The 16,752-nt window shown below is 73.0% G+C and carries 14 protein-coding genes; 9 read left to right on the forward strand and 5 right to left on the reverse strand.

Annotated elements, in window-relative coordinates:
• Positions 1 to 29: 29 nt before the first annotated feature.
• The gene (locus AB0M28_RS14400) at positions 30 to 1,382 is read left to right on the forward strand and encodes a polysaccharide pyruvyl transferase family protein (RefSeq protein ID WP_365403166.1); all 1,353 of its coding nucleotides are present in this window, start codon (positions 30 to 32) and stop codon (positions 1,380 to 1,382) included.
• A gap of 49 nt (positions 1,383 to 1,431) precedes the next feature.
• Here AB0M28_RS14400 and AB0M28_RS14405 read toward each other — a convergent pair whose 3' ends face one another.
• A complete protein-coding gene (locus AB0M28_RS14405; RefSeq protein WP_365403285.1) occupies positions 1,432 to 2,991 on the reverse strand; it encodes a cellulase family glycosylhydrolase in 1,560 nt (519 codons plus the stop codon).
• Between the two features lie 320 nt (positions 2,992 to 3,311).
• On the opposite strand from AB0M28_RS14405, the gene AB0M28_RS14410 reads away from it, so the two are divergent.
• Positions 3,312 to 3,779 carry a hypothetical protein gene (locus AB0M28_RS14410; RefSeq protein WP_365403169.1) on the forward strand — a complete coding sequence of 156 codons (468 nt, stop codon included), beginning with the start codon at positions 3,312 to 3,314 and terminating at the stop codon, positions 3,777 to 3,779.
• A 19-nt stretch (positions 3,780 to 3,798) separates the two neighbouring features.
• Here the strand turns inward: AB0M28_RS14410 and AB0M28_RS14415 are convergent, their stop codons facing one another.
• A complete protein-coding gene (locus AB0M28_RS14415; RefSeq protein WP_365403172.1) occupies positions 3,799 to 4,440 on the reverse strand; it encodes a LysE family translocator in 642 nt (213 codons plus the stop codon).
• Positions 4,441 to 4,598: 158 nt separating this feature from the next.
• Here AB0M28_RS14415 and AB0M28_RS14420 point away from each other — a divergent pair, with 158 nt between their 5' ends.
• Positions 4,599 to 5,408 (forward strand): 2-phosphosulfolactate phosphatase, encoded by an 810-nt coding sequence (locus AB0M28_RS14420; RefSeq protein ID WP_365403175.1) that lies wholly within the window; start codon positions 4,599 to 4,601, stop codon positions 5,406 to 5,408.
• 32 nt (positions 5,409 to 5,440) lie between these two features.
• Here the strand turns inward: AB0M28_RS14420 and AB0M28_RS14425 are convergent, their stop codons facing one another.
• Together AB0M28_RS14425 and AB0M28_RS14430 are read right to left on the reverse strand one after the other, a co-directional pair.
• A complete protein-coding gene (locus AB0M28_RS14425) occupies positions 5,441 to 6,139 on the reverse strand; it encodes a GNAT family N-acetyltransferase (protein WP_365403178.1) in 699 nt (232 codons plus the stop codon).
• A gap of 54 nt (positions 6,140 to 6,193) precedes the next feature.
• On the reverse strand, positions 6,194 to 6,823 hold the full coding sequence (locus AB0M28_RS14430) for a GNAT family N-acetyltransferase (RefSeq protein WP_365403181.1): 630 nt from the start codon (positions 6,821 to 6,823) through the stop codon (positions 6,194 to 6,196).
• A 945-nt stretch (positions 6,824 to 7,768) separates the two neighbouring features.
• Here AB0M28_RS14430 and AB0M28_RS14435 point away from each other — a divergent pair.
• From AB0M28_RS14435 to AB0M28_RS14445, 3 genes are all read left to right on the forward strand, one after another.
• Positions 7,769 to 8,518: a hypothetical protein gene (locus AB0M28_RS14435; protein WP_365403182.1), complete on the forward strand. Its 750-nt coding sequence runs from the start codon at positions 7,769 to 7,771 to the stop codon at positions 8,516 to 8,518.
• Positions 8,519 to 8,635: 117 nt separating this feature from the next.
• The gene (locus tag AB0M28_RS14440) at positions 8,636 to 9,154 is read left to right on the forward strand and encodes a hypothetical protein (RefSeq protein ID WP_365403184.1); all 519 of its coding nucleotides are present in this window, start codon (positions 8,636 to 8,638) and stop codon (positions 9,152 to 9,154) included.
• 392 nt (positions 9,155 to 9,546) lie between these two features.
• Positions 9,547 to 10,860 (forward strand): M28 family peptidase, encoded by a 1,314-nt coding sequence (locus AB0M28_RS14445; RefSeq protein WP_365403187.1) that lies wholly within the window; start codon positions 9,547 to 9,549, stop codon positions 10,858 to 10,860.
• A 154-nt stretch (positions 10,861 to 11,014) separates the two neighbouring features.
• Here AB0M28_RS14445 and AB0M28_RS14450 read toward each other — a convergent pair whose 3' ends face one another.
• Positions 11,015 to 12,493 carry an MFS transporter gene (locus AB0M28_RS14450; RefSeq protein WP_365403190.1) on the reverse strand — a complete coding sequence of 493 codons (1,479 nt, stop codon included), beginning with the start codon at positions 12,491 to 12,493 and terminating at the stop codon, positions 11,015 to 11,017.
• Positions 12,494 to 12,604: 111 nt separating this feature from the next.
• Here AB0M28_RS14450 and AB0M28_RS14455 point away from each other — a divergent pair, with 111 nt between their 5' ends.
• The 3 genes from AB0M28_RS14455 to AB0M28_RS14465 all read left to right on the forward strand — a co-directional run bounded on the left by AB0M28_RS14455 (position 12,605) and on the right by AB0M28_RS14465 (position 16,694).
• Positions 12,605 to 13,318 (forward strand): TetR/AcrR family transcriptional regulator, encoded by a 714-nt coding sequence (locus tag AB0M28_RS14455; protein WP_365403192.1) that lies wholly within the window; start codon positions 12,605 to 12,607, stop codon positions 13,316 to 13,318.
• Between the two features lie 166 nt (positions 13,319 to 13,484).
• Entirely contained in the window at positions 13,485 to 14,909 is a 1,425-nt protein-coding gene (locus AB0M28_RS14460; RefSeq protein WP_365403195.1) for an amidase, read from the forward strand.
• 201 nt (positions 14,910 to 15,110) lie between these two features.
• The gene (locus AB0M28_RS14465; RefSeq protein WP_365403198.1) at positions 15,111 to 16,694 is read left to right on the forward strand and encodes an ABC transporter substrate-binding protein; all 1,584 of its coding nucleotides are present in this window, start codon (positions 15,111 to 15,113) and stop codon (positions 16,692 to 16,694) included.
• Positions 16,695 to 16,752 lie beyond the last annotated feature (58 nt).

Raw genomic sequence — 16,752 nt, forward strand, 5'->3', positions numbered from 1 at the left:
TTCTGCTCAGATCGGGCAAAAGCCCCTTTGTGTCCGTTCCTCTTGAGCAGGCGCTGCAGGACGACGTCATCGGGACCAACTCCGGCAACCTGATCTTCAGTGACGCCACTCACAAGCTGCTGCTCCTCGACGGCACCGACGTCGTCTCCAACGGGATATCCACCGACGTCAACGCCGCCGCGCGGATAAACGCGGACTTCGACGTCTTCGTCGTGCCGCTCGCCAACGCCTTCCGGCCGAGCTTCGAGTCCAGCCTCAAGCGGTTGACGACGCTGATCGGCAAGCTCAGGATCCCCGTCGTCGTACTCGGTGTCGGTGCCCAGGCCCCGCCCAGCTACGACGCCGCGCGGCTCGCGCCGATCGAGAAGTCCGTGCGGGCGTTCGTCGACGCCGTCCTCGACCGGGGGCCGTCCATCGGGGTGCGCGGCGAGTTCACGCTGCAGTACCTGAACGGTCTCGGCTACCGCGACGTCGAGGTCATAGGCTGCCCGTCGATGTTCATGAACGGTCCCGAGTTCAAGGTGACCAAGCGGGTCGAGGCGCTCACCCCGGACTCGCGGATCTCGGTGAACGGCGCGCACAGCGCACACCGTCTGATAGGGCCCATCATCAGCGCGGCCCACCAGCGTTACCCGAACCTGCGCTTCGTCGGCCAGAACACCATCGAGGCCCTGCAGCTGCACTGGCGGGACGAGTCCCGGCCCGGCACCAACGCGATCACCGCGCTGCCCACCAACCCCGCGCACCCCATGTACCAGGAGGGCAAGGCGGCGGTCTTCGTCGACCCGGTCACCTGGATCGACGATCTGCGCGGCTACGACTTCTCCTTCGGCACCCGCATCCACGGCAATATCGCCGCGCTGCTCGCCGGTACGCCGGCCACGGTGCTGTGCCACGACGCGCGGACGCTCGAGCTGTGCCGGTACTTCGGCATCCCGCACCGCCTGCTGGCGAAGACGCCGCGCGACATCGACCCGGCGGAGCTGTACGACGAGGCCGACTTCTCGGAGCTGACGGGCGGGCACCCGGAGCGCTTCCGGCGCTTCGCGGACTACCTCGACCGGCACGGACTGGAGAACACCTTCACGCACGGCGACGGCGGAGCCGCGTACGACGCGAAGCTGGGCGAGCTGACCTTCCCCGGTCCCGCCGTGCCGTGGACCGGACCGGAGGCCGCGGATGTGAGCGTGCGCCTCAACTGGCTGCGCGCGCGGCAGGACGCACTCGAAGCGCGTTACCTGACCCTGGAGAAGGGCTTGTCCGCGGCGGCCCCGGCCCAGGCGAAGCCGGCTCCCGGCAGGGACGCTCCGGGCAGCGCCGTCTACCGGCGCGCCCGCCGCGTGGTCGGCCGCTCCCTGAAGCGGACGCTGGCCCGCGACTGAGCGCGGCGGACCGACGGGGTGGCCCAGGCCCCGCCGGTCCTGCCTCACGTCACCCGAGGGCGCACGTGCCGCCGTTGAGGGTGAAGGACGGCGGTGGTGAGTTGGTGCCGCTCCAGGAGGCGAGGAAGCCCACCGTCACCGAGCCGCCCGCCGGGATCGAGGCGGTGTACGGGGCCGGCGTCACCGTCACCGACGCGCCGCTCTGGGCGGGGGTGCCGCCCCACATCTGGGTGATCCGCTGCCCGTCGGGGAACGCGAACCCGAGCGTCCAGCCGTTGATCGCCGTCGTCCCCGTGTTGCGGATCGCCAGCTCGCCCTGGAAGCCGTCCGGCCAGCTGCCCACGACCCGGTAGCCGACGGAACAGGCGGTGGCCGGGGCCGTCCCGGTGGTGAGGCCCACCGTCGCCGAGCGCGGCGAGCGGTTGCCGGCCGCGTCCCGGGCGTAGACGGCGAAGGTGTACGCCGTACCCGCGCTCAGGCCGGTCACCGTTGTACCAGTGGTCGTGGAGGACGCGACCTTCGTCTCCGTACCGCCGTCGACGCGGACGACGTCGTACGCCGTGACGCCCACGTTGTCCGTGGCCGCCGGCCAGCTCAGGGCCGCCGAGGTGGACGTGACGGTGCCCGCCGTCGGGGCGCCCGGAGCCGTCGGGGCCTGGGTGTCGGGGGAGCCGCCGCCGTAGACCGTGGCCTCCTTCGCGGTCTGGGCGATGCCGTTCGCGCCGTGGAAGATCCGCTCGCCCCAGCCGCTGAGGCGGTTCGGGTCGAAGCCGACGGCCAGGTCGAGGACCGGGTCGGTGTTGCCGCTCCAGGACCAGGCGAGATAGCCGAGGTCGAGCTGCTCGGCGGCGGCCATCATGGTGTCCTCGTCGGGGTCGCCCCACTGGTCGGCGGGTCCGCCGAACTCGCCGATGACGAGCGGGAGTCCGGCGTTGACGAACGCGTTGAGGTAGTCGGTGATCTCCGCGGCGGTGTCGAAGACGCTGTACATGTGGATGGAGAAGACGAGATTGCCGGTGGTGTCCGCCGCGTAGACCGACTGGGCGTTGGCGCGCATGACGCCCTGCCAGTCCTGGCCCCAGTTGGGGGCGTCCACCATGATCGTGTGCTGGAGGCCGGCGGCGCGCAGCTTCTTCACCGCGGCGATGGTCGGATCGGTCCAGCCGGCGGGATTGGTGTTGCCCCAGGGCTCGTTGCCGATGTTGACGATGACGTAGTCCTCCTGGCCGGCGAGCACGTCCTTCAGGCCGATCCAGTAGTCGGCGGCGTGGTCGAGGGTGCCGGCCGCCGCCTCCTCGCCGTAACCCGTGGTGTCGTGCACCTCCAGTACGCAGATGAGGCGGTTCGCCTTGCAGTCGGCGATGACGGCGGCCACGTCCGCGGGGGAGTTCCTCGTCCAGCGGTAGCCGTCGGAGAGGACGACGCGGACGGTGTTGGCGCCGAGCGCCTTGATGTCCCTCAGGGACTGGGTCTGCGTCGGGTACCAGGTGTGGGCGTGGTTGACGCCGCGCATGACGTAGTCGTTGCCGTTGGCCTCCAACAGGCGGCCGTCGGTGATGTGGAGGCCGGTGGCCTGCGTGGCCTCGGCGCGGGCTGCGGGCGGGTGCACCAGGCTGAGGGCGAGGAGGGCCAGGGCGGTGGCCAGGGTGGTCAGGAGGGCGAGCGGGGCCGGCAGTGGTCGGCTGACGGCCGTGCGCTGTGTGGTTCTCACTTGCGACTCCAGTAAGTGAGCGCGGAGAGGGCAGGCCCTGTTCGGGACAGGGGCCTGGGAGCGCTCCCATGAACTCATTGCGGCGCGTTCACGTCAAGATGTCGTGGGTGGGGGTTGGCTGGGGTGGGGTGAGGTTCGTGTCCGGGGGAACGCGCGGTCCGCACCGTCCCGTACCACGTTACGGTGGCAGCGTCTGTGAGGTGGAGGGAGAACGCGGCGTGGAACAGGGCGTCTTCGTGGCCGCCGTGGGTGAGGAGGCCGCCGGGTTCGCGGAGGAGCCGGAGCGGCGGCGGACCGTGGCCGCCGCCTGGCAGGGCGCGCTGCAGATCCGGCGGGCGCTGGGCCTGGCCGGGACCGGGACGGCCGGCACGCCCGCGCCCTGGGAGCGGTCGCGGCCGGTGTGGGCCGTGGCGCTGGCGCTGGAGGCGGCGGGCGTGACCCCCGCGGCGAAGGACGGCGCCGGGCGCTGGACCCGGGCCGGCTACCGCGTCCGGCCGGCGGACGCGGAGGGCGTTCCCGGGAGCGTACGGGTCGAATGGCAGGGTCCCGCGGACTCCCCGGCCCGCCGGGAGGCCCAGGAACGGCTCGCGGAGTGCGCGGGGCACCTCGCGGCGGCGGGGTGGCGGGCGGAGGAGTACCGGGGGCGCGCGGGGAGCCGGTTTCTGGAGGTCGTGGCGGGGGGCTGAGGGGGAGGGTTGAGGCGGGTCAGTCCTTGCGGCCCGTGACGGCCACCGTCACCCCGAGCCCGATCATCGTGAAGCCGCCGACGCCGCCCACCATCGCCAGCCGGCGCGGGGAGCGGGCGAACCAGTCGCGGGCCGTGGCGGCCGTCAGGCCCCAGACGCTGTCCGCGGTGATCGCGATCGCGTTGAAGACGAGACCCAGCAGCAGCATCTGCGCCGTCGCGTGCCCCGCCGCACGGTCCACGAACTGCGGCAGCACCGCCGCGAAGAACACGAGCGTCTTCGGGTTGGTCACACCCACCGCGAAGCCCTCCCACAGCGTGCGCGCCGTGCTGGGCGCCGGCGGCACCGCGCCGCTGAAGGCCGCGCGCAGGGAACCCCGTTCACGTACCGCCTTGATGCCGAGATGGACGAGGTAGGCCGCGCCGGCCAGCTTCAGCGCGGTGAAGACCAGCACCGACCGCTCCACGATCGTCCCGATCCCGAGGGACACGGCGACGACCAGCACCTGCGCGCCCGCTGTGTTCCCCACGACCGTGGTCAGCGCGGCCCGGCGGCCCTGCGCCAACGCGCGGCCGACGACGAACAGTACGCTCGGGCCGGGGATGATGATCAGCAGGAACGACATGGCGGAGAAGGCGAGCAGCCGGTCGGTGGAGAGCATGCGCGGAGCGTAGACCCGGCGGATCGGGGGCGTCTTCCGGTTTTTGCCCGGCGATCATGCGCGGTGACGGGTGGAGGGGTGGGTGCGGTGGGTGCGGTGGGTGTGGTGAGTGCGGTGGGTGCGGTGAGTGTGGCGGGCGTGTGGGTGTGGTGGGCGTGATGGGGGCGTACGACTGGGCCGGGCAGGTGGATCACGCGGTGCGCTTCGACTGGGGGCCGGAGGGCGCGGGCCGGCTGGCGGACGGCTCCGGCTGCCTGGTGGTGGTCGACGTGCTGTCGTTCACCACGGCCGTCGGCGTCGCGGTCGAGGCCGGCACGCGTGTGTTCCCGTACCCGTGGCGCGACACTCCCCCAAGCTCTCCGCTTCGCTCCGAGCAGGGGGTGCCCCCAGCCGCCGTGTTCGCCGAGCGGCACGGGGCGGCGCTCGCGGTGGGGCGGCGCCAGGTCACCGAGCGGGCGCCGTGGTCGCTGTCACCGGCCGCGCTGCGCCGGGCGCCGTTCGTGGAACGGCTGGTGCTGCCCTCGCCCAACGGCTCGGCGATCTCCGCGGCGGCCGGTGACGCGGTCGTCGTCGCGGCGTCCCTGCGCAACGCGGCGGCCGTGGCCCGGTGGCTGCTCGGCGCGGGGTACGCGACGCCGGAGCGCCCGGTGAGCGTGGTCGCGTCGGGGGAGCGGTGGCCGGACGGCAGCCTGCGGCCCGCGCTGGAGGACCTGCTCGGAGCGGGCGCGGTCATCACCGCCCTGCGGGACGGCGGGGCCGCGTTGCTCTCCCCCGAGGCGGTGGCGGCCGCCGCGTCGTACGACGGGACGCCCCGGGTGGCGGAGGCGGTGACGGCGTGCGCGTCGGGGCGCGAACTGGCCTCCGGCGGTTTCGCCGAGGACGTGGCCGTGGCGGTGGAGGTGGGCGCGTCGGAGGTGGTGCCGGTGCTGGGGGACGGGGTGTTCGCGGCGGTTGAGCAGGGTTGTTGACGGGATTACGGTGCAGGGGCGGGCCCCGGGGGTCAGGCCGGTTCGGCCGCGCCCGCGAAGCGGATGCTGGTCAGCGGGGCCTGGACGTGCCAGCCCAGCGATTCGTAGAGCCCGCGGCCGGCGACCGTTGCGCCCAGGACGCCCGTCTGCGCACCCGCGTTCCGGGCGGCGGCGCCGAGCGTGTCCATCACCAGGCTGCCGAAGCCGCGACGGCGGTGGGCCGGGCTGGTCTCGATCCGGTCGAAGACGGCCGTCGGGCCCGTCGGGGCGACCTGGCCGCGGGCGGCGAGCGAGCCGTCCGGCGCGGTGAGCAGCGCCTGGGTGACGCCGCCGCGGGTCCATGTGCGTAGGCGGAAGCCGTCGGGGATGGTGGTGGGGGTGGTGGGCTGGGTTTGGCTGGTGGGCTGGGTGGGCTTGGTCGGCTTGGCAGGCTCGGTGAGCGCGGTGTGCATCAGGTAGCCGGGTGGGGCGAACTCCCAGCCCGGGGTGAGCCAGGGTCGTACGGTCTCCTCGTCGACAAAGACCTTCAGCCACATGCCACGTGCGGCGGACGACTCCGCGAGCTTGCGTACGACGTCCTCGGTGGGGGATGCGATCACGTGCCGGGTGACCTGGTCGAGCAGGCCCACGTCGATGGTGAAACCCCAGTCGTGCGGCTGGGGTTCGGCGGCCCCGCGGGAGACGGACCAGCCGTGGACCCATGCGGTGATCAGGCCGGGGGTGGTGTGCATGGGGGCTCCTCGCTCTGGTTTGTGTGACGGAGGGCGTACGGCGGGGGGTGCGGGTTACGCCGCGCTCGTCGCTTTGCTGAGGCCCGCCGCGGCGAAGGGGTGCGCCTTCATACCCAGGCGTTCGTACGTCGCGATGGCGGAGGCGTTGTCGGCGTGGACCATGAGGCCGGCGCGGCCGTACCGGGTGACCAGGTCGTGCAGGACGAATCCGCACACCGTGCGGGCCAGACCGCGCCCGCGGGCGTCGGGGTGCGTGACCACGCCGGCCAGCAGGCCGCAGTCCGCGGCGGGCCACGCCTCGGCGGCGACGGCGAGCGGTCGGCCGGCGTCGTCCAGTACGCCGGCCCAGCGGTGGACGCCGGGGCGGCCCGGCTGGGCGTACGAGTCGGGGAAGTGCGCGTCGAACAGCGCGCCGACGGCGGGTTCGGCTCCGGCGTCGAGCCACCGCGGCCCGGTGGGCGGGGCGTCCGGGACGGCGTCGGTGTCCATCCACCGGAACTCGCTCACGGGCTCGAGCTCGCTCATCGCCGCCACGACGGCGCGCACGAGCGGCGCGGGCCCGAACGCGCGGTACGCCGGTCCCGCCTCGGCGAGGGCGTGCCGCACGAGAACCGCGACCTCGTGCGGCTCCCCGGCCACGGCGAGCCGGTCGCGCCCCGACAGGCCGGGCGATGCGACGGCCACGGCGCCGTTGTGCCGCCAGGCGCGGACACCGTCGCCGAAACGGTCGCCTGGGCGGCCCTGGGCGGCCCAGAGGAGGTGAGAGTCACGGGGGAGGCGGGAGGGACGGGGGATCGATTCCACGGGGAGATACGTATCAGGTGGGTGGGGGTGCGCGCTGTGAGCTGCGGCTCAGGGTGGGGGGTTGGGGTGGTTGGTGGGTGGGTGGGCGGTTGTGGACTGGTGGCTCTGTGGCGGGTGTTCGTGGCCGGTTGTCGTGGTGGATCGCAGTGATTCTGCGGCCCCAAGGGGCCTTGCCGGGCGGAGCGGGAGGGGACGGCGCCATGGCGCCGCCCAGGGGGCGGCTCCGCTGGCGCTGCGCCGGTGCGGAGCGGGGCGGCTCCGCTGCGCTGCGCCGGGGTGTGTCGTCCGGTGGGCCGGTGGGGTTGTGCCGGCTCCGCTGCGCTGCGCCGGCTGATGCGCAGCGAGCGGCTCCGCTGGCGCTCCGCCGAGGGATGCCATCGGTGACCGGTTGTCAGTGGGCCGACTCCGCTGCGCTCCGCCGGCAAAAGCGCCCCATGCCAGCGTGACCGGCCCCCTCTTCAGCCGGTCCGGCGTTTGAGGACTTCGGGCGAAGCCCGAAGCGCGTCAGCCGGTGCAACCGCACCCCCAGCCCGTCCGGCGTTTGAGGACTTCGGGCGAAGCCCGAAGCGCGTCAGCCGGCGCAACCGCACCCCCAGCCCGTCCGGCGTTTGAGGACTGAGGCGCGCAGCGCCGAACCGCGCCGCAGGAGCCAGCGGGACCGGAGGCATCCGAGCGTGACCGGCACCGATCCCAGCCCGTCCGGCGTTTGAGGACTGAGGCGCGCAGCGCCGAAACGCCAGCGGCCCCATGCGACGGAATCCCCCGTGCGGGTGTCGCGACGACTCGCGAGGCGTGAGACGCCGGCGCGCGGGGACGTCACCGCGTATGCGATCCGTACTCCCGGGCATCGCGCCCGACGTGCCCGACGCCGTGCGGCGTGCCATCGATGTGGGCGGAGGCGGGCTGCTCACCGGACCGCCCGTGCTCGCGCTGCGGGGGTTCGACGCCGTGCCGTACATCGGCGCGTTCCGCGACGTCGCACACGTCGCCCCGCACGTGTACGGGCCCGGGCGCACGCCCGGGAGGGCGCTGCCGCGCGCCGTGCGGGTGTGCGGGCTGCCGACCGTGCCCGTGAGCCGGGCCGTGGCCGACACCGTGCCGCTCCTCGGCGACGAGGCGTGTGCGGGGCTGCTGGCCGAGGCCGTGCGCGAGCGGCACGTCACCCGTACCGCGCTCGTGCGGGAGCTGCGCACGGGCGGGCACTACCGCCGGCCCGCCGTACGCCGCACCATGCGCGCGCTGTTGGGCGACGGCGTCGGCCGCTTCCCGCCAGAGGCCCGCCTGCGTCGGATCGCCGCCCTGCCGGGGCCCGTGTCCTGGGACGCCGAGTTGTGGGCCGACGACGAGGTCGTGGGCGTCGCGGACGCGTACTGGCCCGCCGCGGGTGTCGTCGTCGAGACGGTCGAGGCCTCCGAGACCGCCCGTCACGCGGACACCCTCCGCGCCCTCGGCCTCATGGTGCTGCGCATCGAACCCCGTTGCCGCTACTCGGTCGAGACCCTCCACGCGACCCTGCTCGGCGGGCCCTACGGCACCGCCCCGGTGCGTGCGGCGGTGCGCGCCGTGCCCTGTTGACCGGTGCGTGGGTTTGGCTGGGAGCAGGTCGCTGACCTGCGGAGATGTGGCTGGAGTGGCACATGAGGTAACGGCGGGCTTTGCTGTAACCAGGAGCGCAAGTGGAGGGAGCCGATCGTGGACATCTCGATGCGCCGCTCCGCGGTGTCGCTGCTGGCGGCCGGTGTGCTGGCCGGCGGCGGCCTTCTGGGGTTCTCCGGTAGCGCCGTCGCGGCGACGCCGCAGGCGAAGGGGACGTATGCCGGGCTGCCGGCCTGCCCCGACGGCGGTACCAGCTGCGGTGGATGTGACTGGGACTGGTGTGACGGCGGTGACTGGCAGTGGGAGTGGAACTGGAATTGGAACTGGGGCAACAACTCCCAGCCTCCGCCGCCTCCCAAGCCCCCTCCGTCGCCGCCGCCGCAGCCCGATCCGGGTAGTTGGGGGCGCGTGATCTCGCATACGACGCTCAATATCCGTCAGCAGCCCACGACTGACAGCGGTGTCGTCGGCTCGCTGGAGCCTGGTGACGAAGGCCCCGTCTACTGCATGACCGAGGGGCAGTCGGTCAACGGTAATCAGTGGTGGTACTGGGTGGGTGCGGGGTGGTCGAGTGCGACTTATATCCAGGTGAGTGGGCCGGTCGCCAACTGCTGATGCGTGCGGTGTGGTTCGGCGCCTCAGTCCTCAGGCGCCGGACGGGCTGAGGCGGTAGTCCGGTCGCGCTGCAAGCGTGCGGTTTGCGCTGGCGCCTGCGGCGCGGTTCGGCGCTGCGCGCCTCAGTCCTCAAGCGCCGGACGGGCTGGAGCGGTGCCGGTCGTGCTGCAAGCGTGCGGTTTGCGCTGGCGCCTGCGGCGCGGTTCGGCGCTGCGCGCCTCAGTCCTCAAACGCCGGACGGGCTGGGTGGGGGCCGGTCCGCTTCGCGCCTCGTGTGAGGTCGTCATCCGTCCGATATCCGGCCGTTCACGTCCGTTTTGCGTTCTTGACGCTCCGTCTCGGGGCGGGGATCCTCATGGGCACGTCAACCTACTCCACTTCTGGGAGTGCCCATGTCCTTACGTCGTGCGCACAAGCTCCGTACCACGGCCGGGGTGCTGACCGCCCTGGCCGTTGGCGTGCTTGCCCCCACCGCCGGCGCACCCGCAGCCACCGCTGCCCAGGTCGTCGCGGCGCCCGACATCCCCGTCGCCAACGTCAAGGCCCATCTCGCGCAGCTGCAGTCCATCGCCACCGCCAACGGCGGTAACCGGGCGCACGGCCGGTCCGGGTATCTGGCCTCGGTCAACTACGTGAAGGGGCAGCTCGACGCCGCCGGATTCACCACGGTCGTCCAGCAGTTCACGTACAACGGCAGCACCGGCTACAACCTGGTCGCCGACTGGCCCGGCGGTGATCCGAACCAGGTGCTGATGGCCGGCGCGCATCTCGACTCCGTGACCTCCGGGCCCGGTATCAACGACAACGGGTCCGGTTCCGCGGCCGTGCTGGAGACCGCCCTCGCCGTGTCCCGGGCCGGGCTGCAGCCCACGAAGCACCTGCGGTTCGGCTGGTGGGGCGCGGAGGAGTTGGGGCTCGTCGGCTCCAAGTACTACGTCAGCAGCCTGCCGGCCACCGAGCGGGCGAAGTTCAGCGGCTATCTGAACTTCGACATGATCGGCTCGCCCAACCCCGGCTACTTCGTCTACGACGACGATCCGGCGCTGGAGAAGGTCTTCAAGGACTACTTCGCCTCCCTCGGCGTACCGACGGAGATCGAGACCGAGGGCGACGGACGCTCCGACCACGCCTCGTTCAAGAACGCCGGCATCCCCGTCGGCGGGCTCTTCACGGGCGCGAGCCGGCTCAAGACCTCCGCCCAGGCGCAGAAGTGGGGCGGTACGGCGGGTGTGGCCTTCGACCGCTGCTACCACTCCTCCTGCGATACGGCGTCCAACATCAGCGACACCGCGCTCGACCGGGACAGCGACGCCCTCGCGTACGCCGTCTGGACCCTCGGCACGGAGGTGCCGGTCCCGCCCGGGCCCTCCTTCGAGAACACCGCGGACGTCACCATCCCCGACAACACCACCGTGACCTCCCCGGTCACCGTCAGCGGCGTCGGCGGGAACGCGCCCGCCGCGCTCAAGGCGTCCGTCGACATCAAGCACACCTGGCGGGGCGACCTGGTCATCGACCTGGTGGCGCCGGACGGTTCGGCGTACCGGCTGAAGAACTCCAGCTCCAGCGACTCGGCCGACAACGTCCTCGCCACCTACACCGTCGACGCCTCGTCCGAGACCGCCGACGGCGTGTGGCTGCTGCGCGTCCAGGACGTGGCCACGTACGACACCGGCTTCATCGACAGCTGGAAGCTCACCTTCTGATTCGCCGGGAGCCGGACGTCTGTCCCTGAGGTCCCCCCGCCGGGGTCTCGAACCCCCGCGCACACCGAACCGCCCGGCGCCTTGAGCGCCGGGCGGTTCCGGATGTACGCGACCGGGTGTCCGGTGTCGGTGGCCCGCCCCCGCGGGGCGCGTGTCAGTGGCCCGCCCCCTCCGGCCGCGCCTTCAGCGGCATCATCAGCGCCGCGGCCGCCGCCAGGACGAACGCGCCCGCGGAGAGGAGCATCGCCCACTGGCCGGCGGCGGTCCAGCCGTCCGAGGCGGCGGTCGAGAAGAACACCGTGCCCAGCGCCGCGACACCGATCGACGCGCCCAGCTGCTGGTTGGCGTTCATCACGCCCGAGGCGGAGCCGGTCTGCTCCTCGGTGACGCCGGCGATGGCGATGTCGAAGAACGGGCCGACCGCGATACCCATGGCGAAGCCGGTCAGCAGCAGGGGCGCGAGCAGGTCCCAGGAGGACAGCGACGTGCCGCCGGTGTGGATCGTCCACGCCAGCCAGGAGACGGCGGCGCCCATCATGACCAGCCCGGCCTGCAGGGTCTTGCGGCCGAACTTCGGGCCGAGCACCGCGCCGGAGAGGATCGCGCCGACCACCATGCCGGCGGCCCACGGGATCATGCTCGTACCGGCGTGCATCGGGCTGAAGCCGAGGCCCAGCTGCAGGTACAGGGTGAGGATCAGCATCAGGCCGGACATCCCGGCGAAGAACAGCGTGCCGACCCCGAGCGAGGAGACGAACGCGCGGTTGGCGAACAGGCCCGGCTCCACCAGCGGGGAGCCGCCGCGGGCGGCGAGCCGGCGCTGGTACCAGCCGAACAGGGCGAGCACCGGGAGCGCGGCGGCGAGTGCGGCGTAGCACCAGGCGGGCCAGCCGAGTTCGCGGCCCTGGATCAGCGGGAAGATCAGCAGCAGCATGCCGGTGGAGAGCAGCGCCGAGCCGGGCAGGTCGAGCCGGGAGCCGGACGCGGAGCGGCTCTCGGGGAGCACCCGGAGCGCGGCCAGGAGGGCGAAGACGCCCAGCGGGACGTTGATCAGGAAGATGGTGCGCCAGCCGAGGCCGAACAGGTCCGCGCCGGTGAGCCAGCCGCCGAGGACGGGGCCGCCGACCGCGGACAGACCCATGATCGGGCCGAACGCGCCGAACGCGGCGGCCAGTTCCTTCGGCGGGAACATCTGCTTGATCAGGCCCAGGCCCTGCGGGACGACGAGGGCGGCGAACAGGCCCTGTGCGGCGCGTGAGGCGATCAGCATCTCGGCGTTCACGGCCGCGGCGCACAGCGCCGACATCGCGGTGAAGCCGAAGGTGCCGAGCAGGAACATCCGCTTGCGGCCGACGATGTCGCCGAGCCGGGCGCCGGTGATCATCAGCACCGCGAAGGCCAGGGTGTAGCCGGCGGTCGTCCACTGGATCTGGGTGTCGCTGCCGCCGAAGTCGGCCCGGATCGAGGGCGAGGCGATCCCGACGATCATCGCGTCGAGCAGGTCCATGATCTCGACGGCGAGGATCACCGCGAGTCCGAACCAGCGCAGCCGGTGGGCGGCGGACGAGGGCTTCTCGGTGTCGGCGGGGGCGGTCGCCGCGTCGGGTGCGGGGAGGGTTTCGGTGTCGTTCATCGCGGGGTCCTTCCGCGGATCGAGCGCCGTTCGTTCGGCGCGAACAGTGTTCGTTCGGTTGCGAACACTGTTTTACGTGCGAACGGTGTTCGTGTCAAGTACGGTGTTCGTATGACCTCGGTACCGGAACCCCCCTGGCTGCGCCGCAAGAAGCCCGCCGCCCCCGCCAAGCGCGCCCTGACCAGGGACGCGATCGTGGACGCGGCGATGCGGATCGTCGACGCGGAGGGCGTCGACGCCCTCTCGATGCGCCGCGTCGCGCAGGCCCTCGACACCGGAGCGGCCTCGCTCTACGCCCATGTCGAGAACAAGGAGGAGCTGCTCTCCCTGCTCCTCGACCGGGCCCAGGAGGGGATGACCGTCCCGGCTCCCGACCCCGGGCGGTGGCAGGAGCAGATCAAGGAAGTCGTACGGGACGGCCGCCGCCGGCTCGCCGCGCACCGGGATCTGGCGCGGGCGGCGGGGGAGGTGCCGCTCGGCCCGAACCAGATGATCATCGCCGAGGGGATGCTCGGCATTCTGCGGGCGGCCGGACTGCCCCCGCAGGTGTGCGCGTACGGGGTGGACGCCCTCGCCCTGTACCTGGTGGCGATCGTGGTGGACGACGCGGCGCGCGACCTGCGCATCGACGCCGTGACCGACGAGGAGCGCAAGGCCGCCCGGGTGGAGTTCACCGGCCGGATCCGCGACTACTTCCACTCCCTGCCGGAGGCGGACTTCCCGAACACCCGGGCGCTGGCCGGGGAGCTCACCCGGGATGTGGGCGACGAGCGGTTCGAGTTCGGGCTGGACCTGCTGGTGACCGGCCTGGAGCGGCACGCCTGAGGGTGGGCCGGGCGGGTGTTCGGCCGGGGGCGGGAGCCGGGTGCTCCCGCCCCCGTCGTACGCCCCGGAGCCTGAACCGTTATCGACGTACCAACCGGTCGGTATTGACAGGCGGGTCGAGTGACGGTGTGATTCCTCCCACCGAATTCCGCCCAGGAGGACCGCAATGGCGCCGTCCCAGTTGCACGAACTCGACGCACTCGCCCAGGCCGCGGCCGTGCGGTCGGGCGAGGTGAGTCCGGTGGAGCTGGTCGACCACCACCTGGACCGGATCGAGCGGTACGGCGATCGGCTCGGCGCGTTCGTCACCGTAACCGCCGAGTCGGCCCGTGACCAGGCCGTACAGGTCGAGCGCCGGCTGCGGCGGGACGGGCCGGACGGCCTTCCCCCGCTCTACGGCGTCCCCACCGCGATCAAGGACCTGACCGCCACCGCGGGCGTGCGCACCACGTTCGGCTCGAAGGCCTTCGACGGCTTCGTCCCGGACGAGGACGCCCACGCGGTCCGGTTGCTGCGCGAGGCCGGCACGATCAGCCTCGGCAAGACCAACACCCCCGAGTTCGGGCTCGCGGGCTACACCGACAACGAGGTGGCCGGCCCCGCCCTCAGCCCCTGGGACACCACCCGTACGGCCGGCGGATCCAGCGGCGGCGCCGCCGCGGCGGTGGCCGCGGGCCTGGTGCCCTTCGCGCACGGCAGCGACGGTGGCGGCAGCATCCGCATCCCCGCGGCATGCTGCGGGATCTTCGGGCTCAAGCCCTCCCGGGGCCGGGTCGGCAACGGTCCCTTCGGCAGCGACGTCACGGGCTTCACCGTCCAGGGCCCGCTGTCCCGGACGGTCCGCGACGCCGCCGCGATGCTCGACGCGCTCGCCGTACCGCAGGCCGGCGATCCGTACTGGGCGCCGCCGCTGCCTGATGGAGAAACCTTCCTGCAGTACGCCGGACGCGAGCCCGGGAAGCTGCGGATCGCGGTCTACGCCGACCCCGGACTCCCGGAGATCGAGGTGGACCCGCAGATCCTCGCCGTCCACCGGGAGGCCGCCGAGCTGCTGGCCGCGCTCGGCCACGAGGTCACCGAGATCGAGAACCCCTTCGGCGACACCCTCCGGGACACCTTCATGACGGTGTGGGCCACGCAGTCGCTGCTGACCAAGACGGCCGCCGAGGACGACCTGCGCCCCCTCAGCCGGTGGTGGCGGGAGATCGGCCGGGGTCTGACGGCCGAGCAGTTCCTCGACGCCATGACCGGCGTCCACCAGGGCTCGCGGCGTGCCGCCGAGGCGCTCGACCCGTACGACGCCGTGCTCACCCCGACGCTGGCGATGCGGCCGCCCGCCCCCCGGTGGTTCCAGGAGGGCGACGCGCTCGAGGAGGCCCGCCGCCAGACCGGACTCAGCTGCTTCACCGCCGTGTTCAACGCCGGCGGCCAGCCCGCCGCCGGCCTGCCCCTGGGGCGGGACGCGGACGGTCTGCCCGTCGGCGTGATGCTCGCCGGCCGCCCCGCCGGCGAGGCCCGGCTCCTCTCGCTGTGCGCGCAGCTCGAGGCCGCACGCCCATGGACGGAGAACCGCCCGCCCGCCTTCCCCTGACCCCCGCCCGCGCTCCGCCGACCCCCCACCCGCGCCCGCCCGGGCCACCGCCCGCGGCCGGCTTCCCACCGAGCAACGCATCCCCGCGCACGCGCCCACCGGCACCCCGGTGCGCCTGCGTCGTCACGGCATCCCCCGACACATGAACAGGCACGGCCCGCGCCGCGGCCTGTGCTTGTCGCGCCCTCTTGGAGGCTTGATATGGCACGTTCGGTCAAGACACACGGCGTGGCCCGCGCCGTCGCACTCGTCGCGCTGCTCGGCATGGCGGCCTCCGCCTGTACGACGAGCAGCGGCGGCAGCGGCGGCGGGGGCGGCAAGGAGGGTTCGGGCGGCGGCTCGGCCGGTCTGCAGCTCACCGCCGACCCGACCACGCTGGACCCGGCCAAGGGCACGGCCGTACAGGACCTCGTCATGGCCCGCTTCATGTACGACTCGCTGGTGCGCCGCGACGACGGCGGCACGGTCGTCGGCGGGCTCGCCAAGAGCTGGCAGATGCCCTCGGCGTCCGAGGCCGTCTTCACCCTCAACGAGGGCATCACCTGCACCGACGGGACGAAGCTCACCGCGACGGACGTCGCCGCCTCGCTGCGGCGGCTCGCCGATCCCAAGGCGGGCGGCTACCCCGCCTTCGGCGCCGGCAACACACCGGAGATCAGCGCGGACGACGCGGCCGGCACGGTCTCCGTCAAGCTCGCCAAGCCCTACTCCGACCTGCTGTACGGCCTGGGCACACCGCAGGCCGGCATCATCTGCCCGAAGGCGCTGAAGGACGAGGCGCTGCTGAAGTCCGGGGGCAAGGGCGCGGGCACGGGGCGCTGGTACCTGACGAAGACGGTCGCCGGCTCCGCGTACACCCTCACCGCCCGCGACGGCTACGACTGGGCGCCGCGGTACGGGAACAGCCCGCAGGGCGAGGCGCCGGCGACCCTCACCATGCGGATCCTGCCCAACGAGTCCACGGCCGCCAACGAACTGCTGGCCGGCTCCCTGGACTACGCGGGCATCACCGGCCCCGACGCGGCGCGGCTGGCCGCGGCCAAGGACAAGGTCAGCCTCGTCCCGGCGCCGCTGGTCCGGATGATGGTGGTGTTCAACGAGCGCGCCGGCCACCCCGGCGCGGACCGGGCCTTCCGCGAGGCGGTGGGGGCCGTGCTGGACCGCAACGCGTTCAACCAGACGCTCACCAAGGGCTCCGGCGACGTGCTCGCCTCCATCGCGGACAAGGCGGTGCCGTGCGCGAGCACGGACGAGTCGCTGCTGGTGAAGCCGGACCCGGGCGCGGCGAAGAAGGCGCTGAAGGGCGTGCAGGTCACCGTGGTCGGCACCAACGCGGTCGCCGCGGGCGCGGGCAACGAGTTCGTCCAGGCCGCGCTGAAGGCGGCGGGCGCGGACGTCTCGCTGCGCAACGTGGACAACACGACCTGGGGCACCGAGGTGCTCGGCAACAAGGGCGACTGGGACGTGACCGTACTGCCCAACGTCAACGTCACCAATCTGCTGACCCACCCGGCGAGCATGCTCGCCGGCGCCGAGCCGCCCGCCGGGCGGAACTTCGGCGGCGTGGACAACGCGGAGTTCGCGGCCGGTTTCGGCGCCGCGATGGCCGCGACCGACCCGGCGGCCAAGTGCGAGGCGTGGGGCCGGGCGCAGAAGGCGCTGCTCACCAACCGCGATGTGCTGCCCCTCGCGGCGATCAAGGTCTTCTACACGACCGGCAAGCGTGTGGAGATGGCGGCCCCCGACGGGGTGCTCGACATGAGCACGGTGCGCCTGAAGAAGTGAACCGGGCCCCGGGTCACCGCCCTTCGCGGCGGTGACCCGGGGCGCCCGCCCGGCGGGA

It is taken from the genome of Streptomyces sp. NPDC051940, assembly GCF_040680895.1.
Classification (GTDB): domain Bacteria; phylum Actinomycetota; class Actinomycetes; order Streptomycetales; family Streptomycetaceae; genus Streptomyces.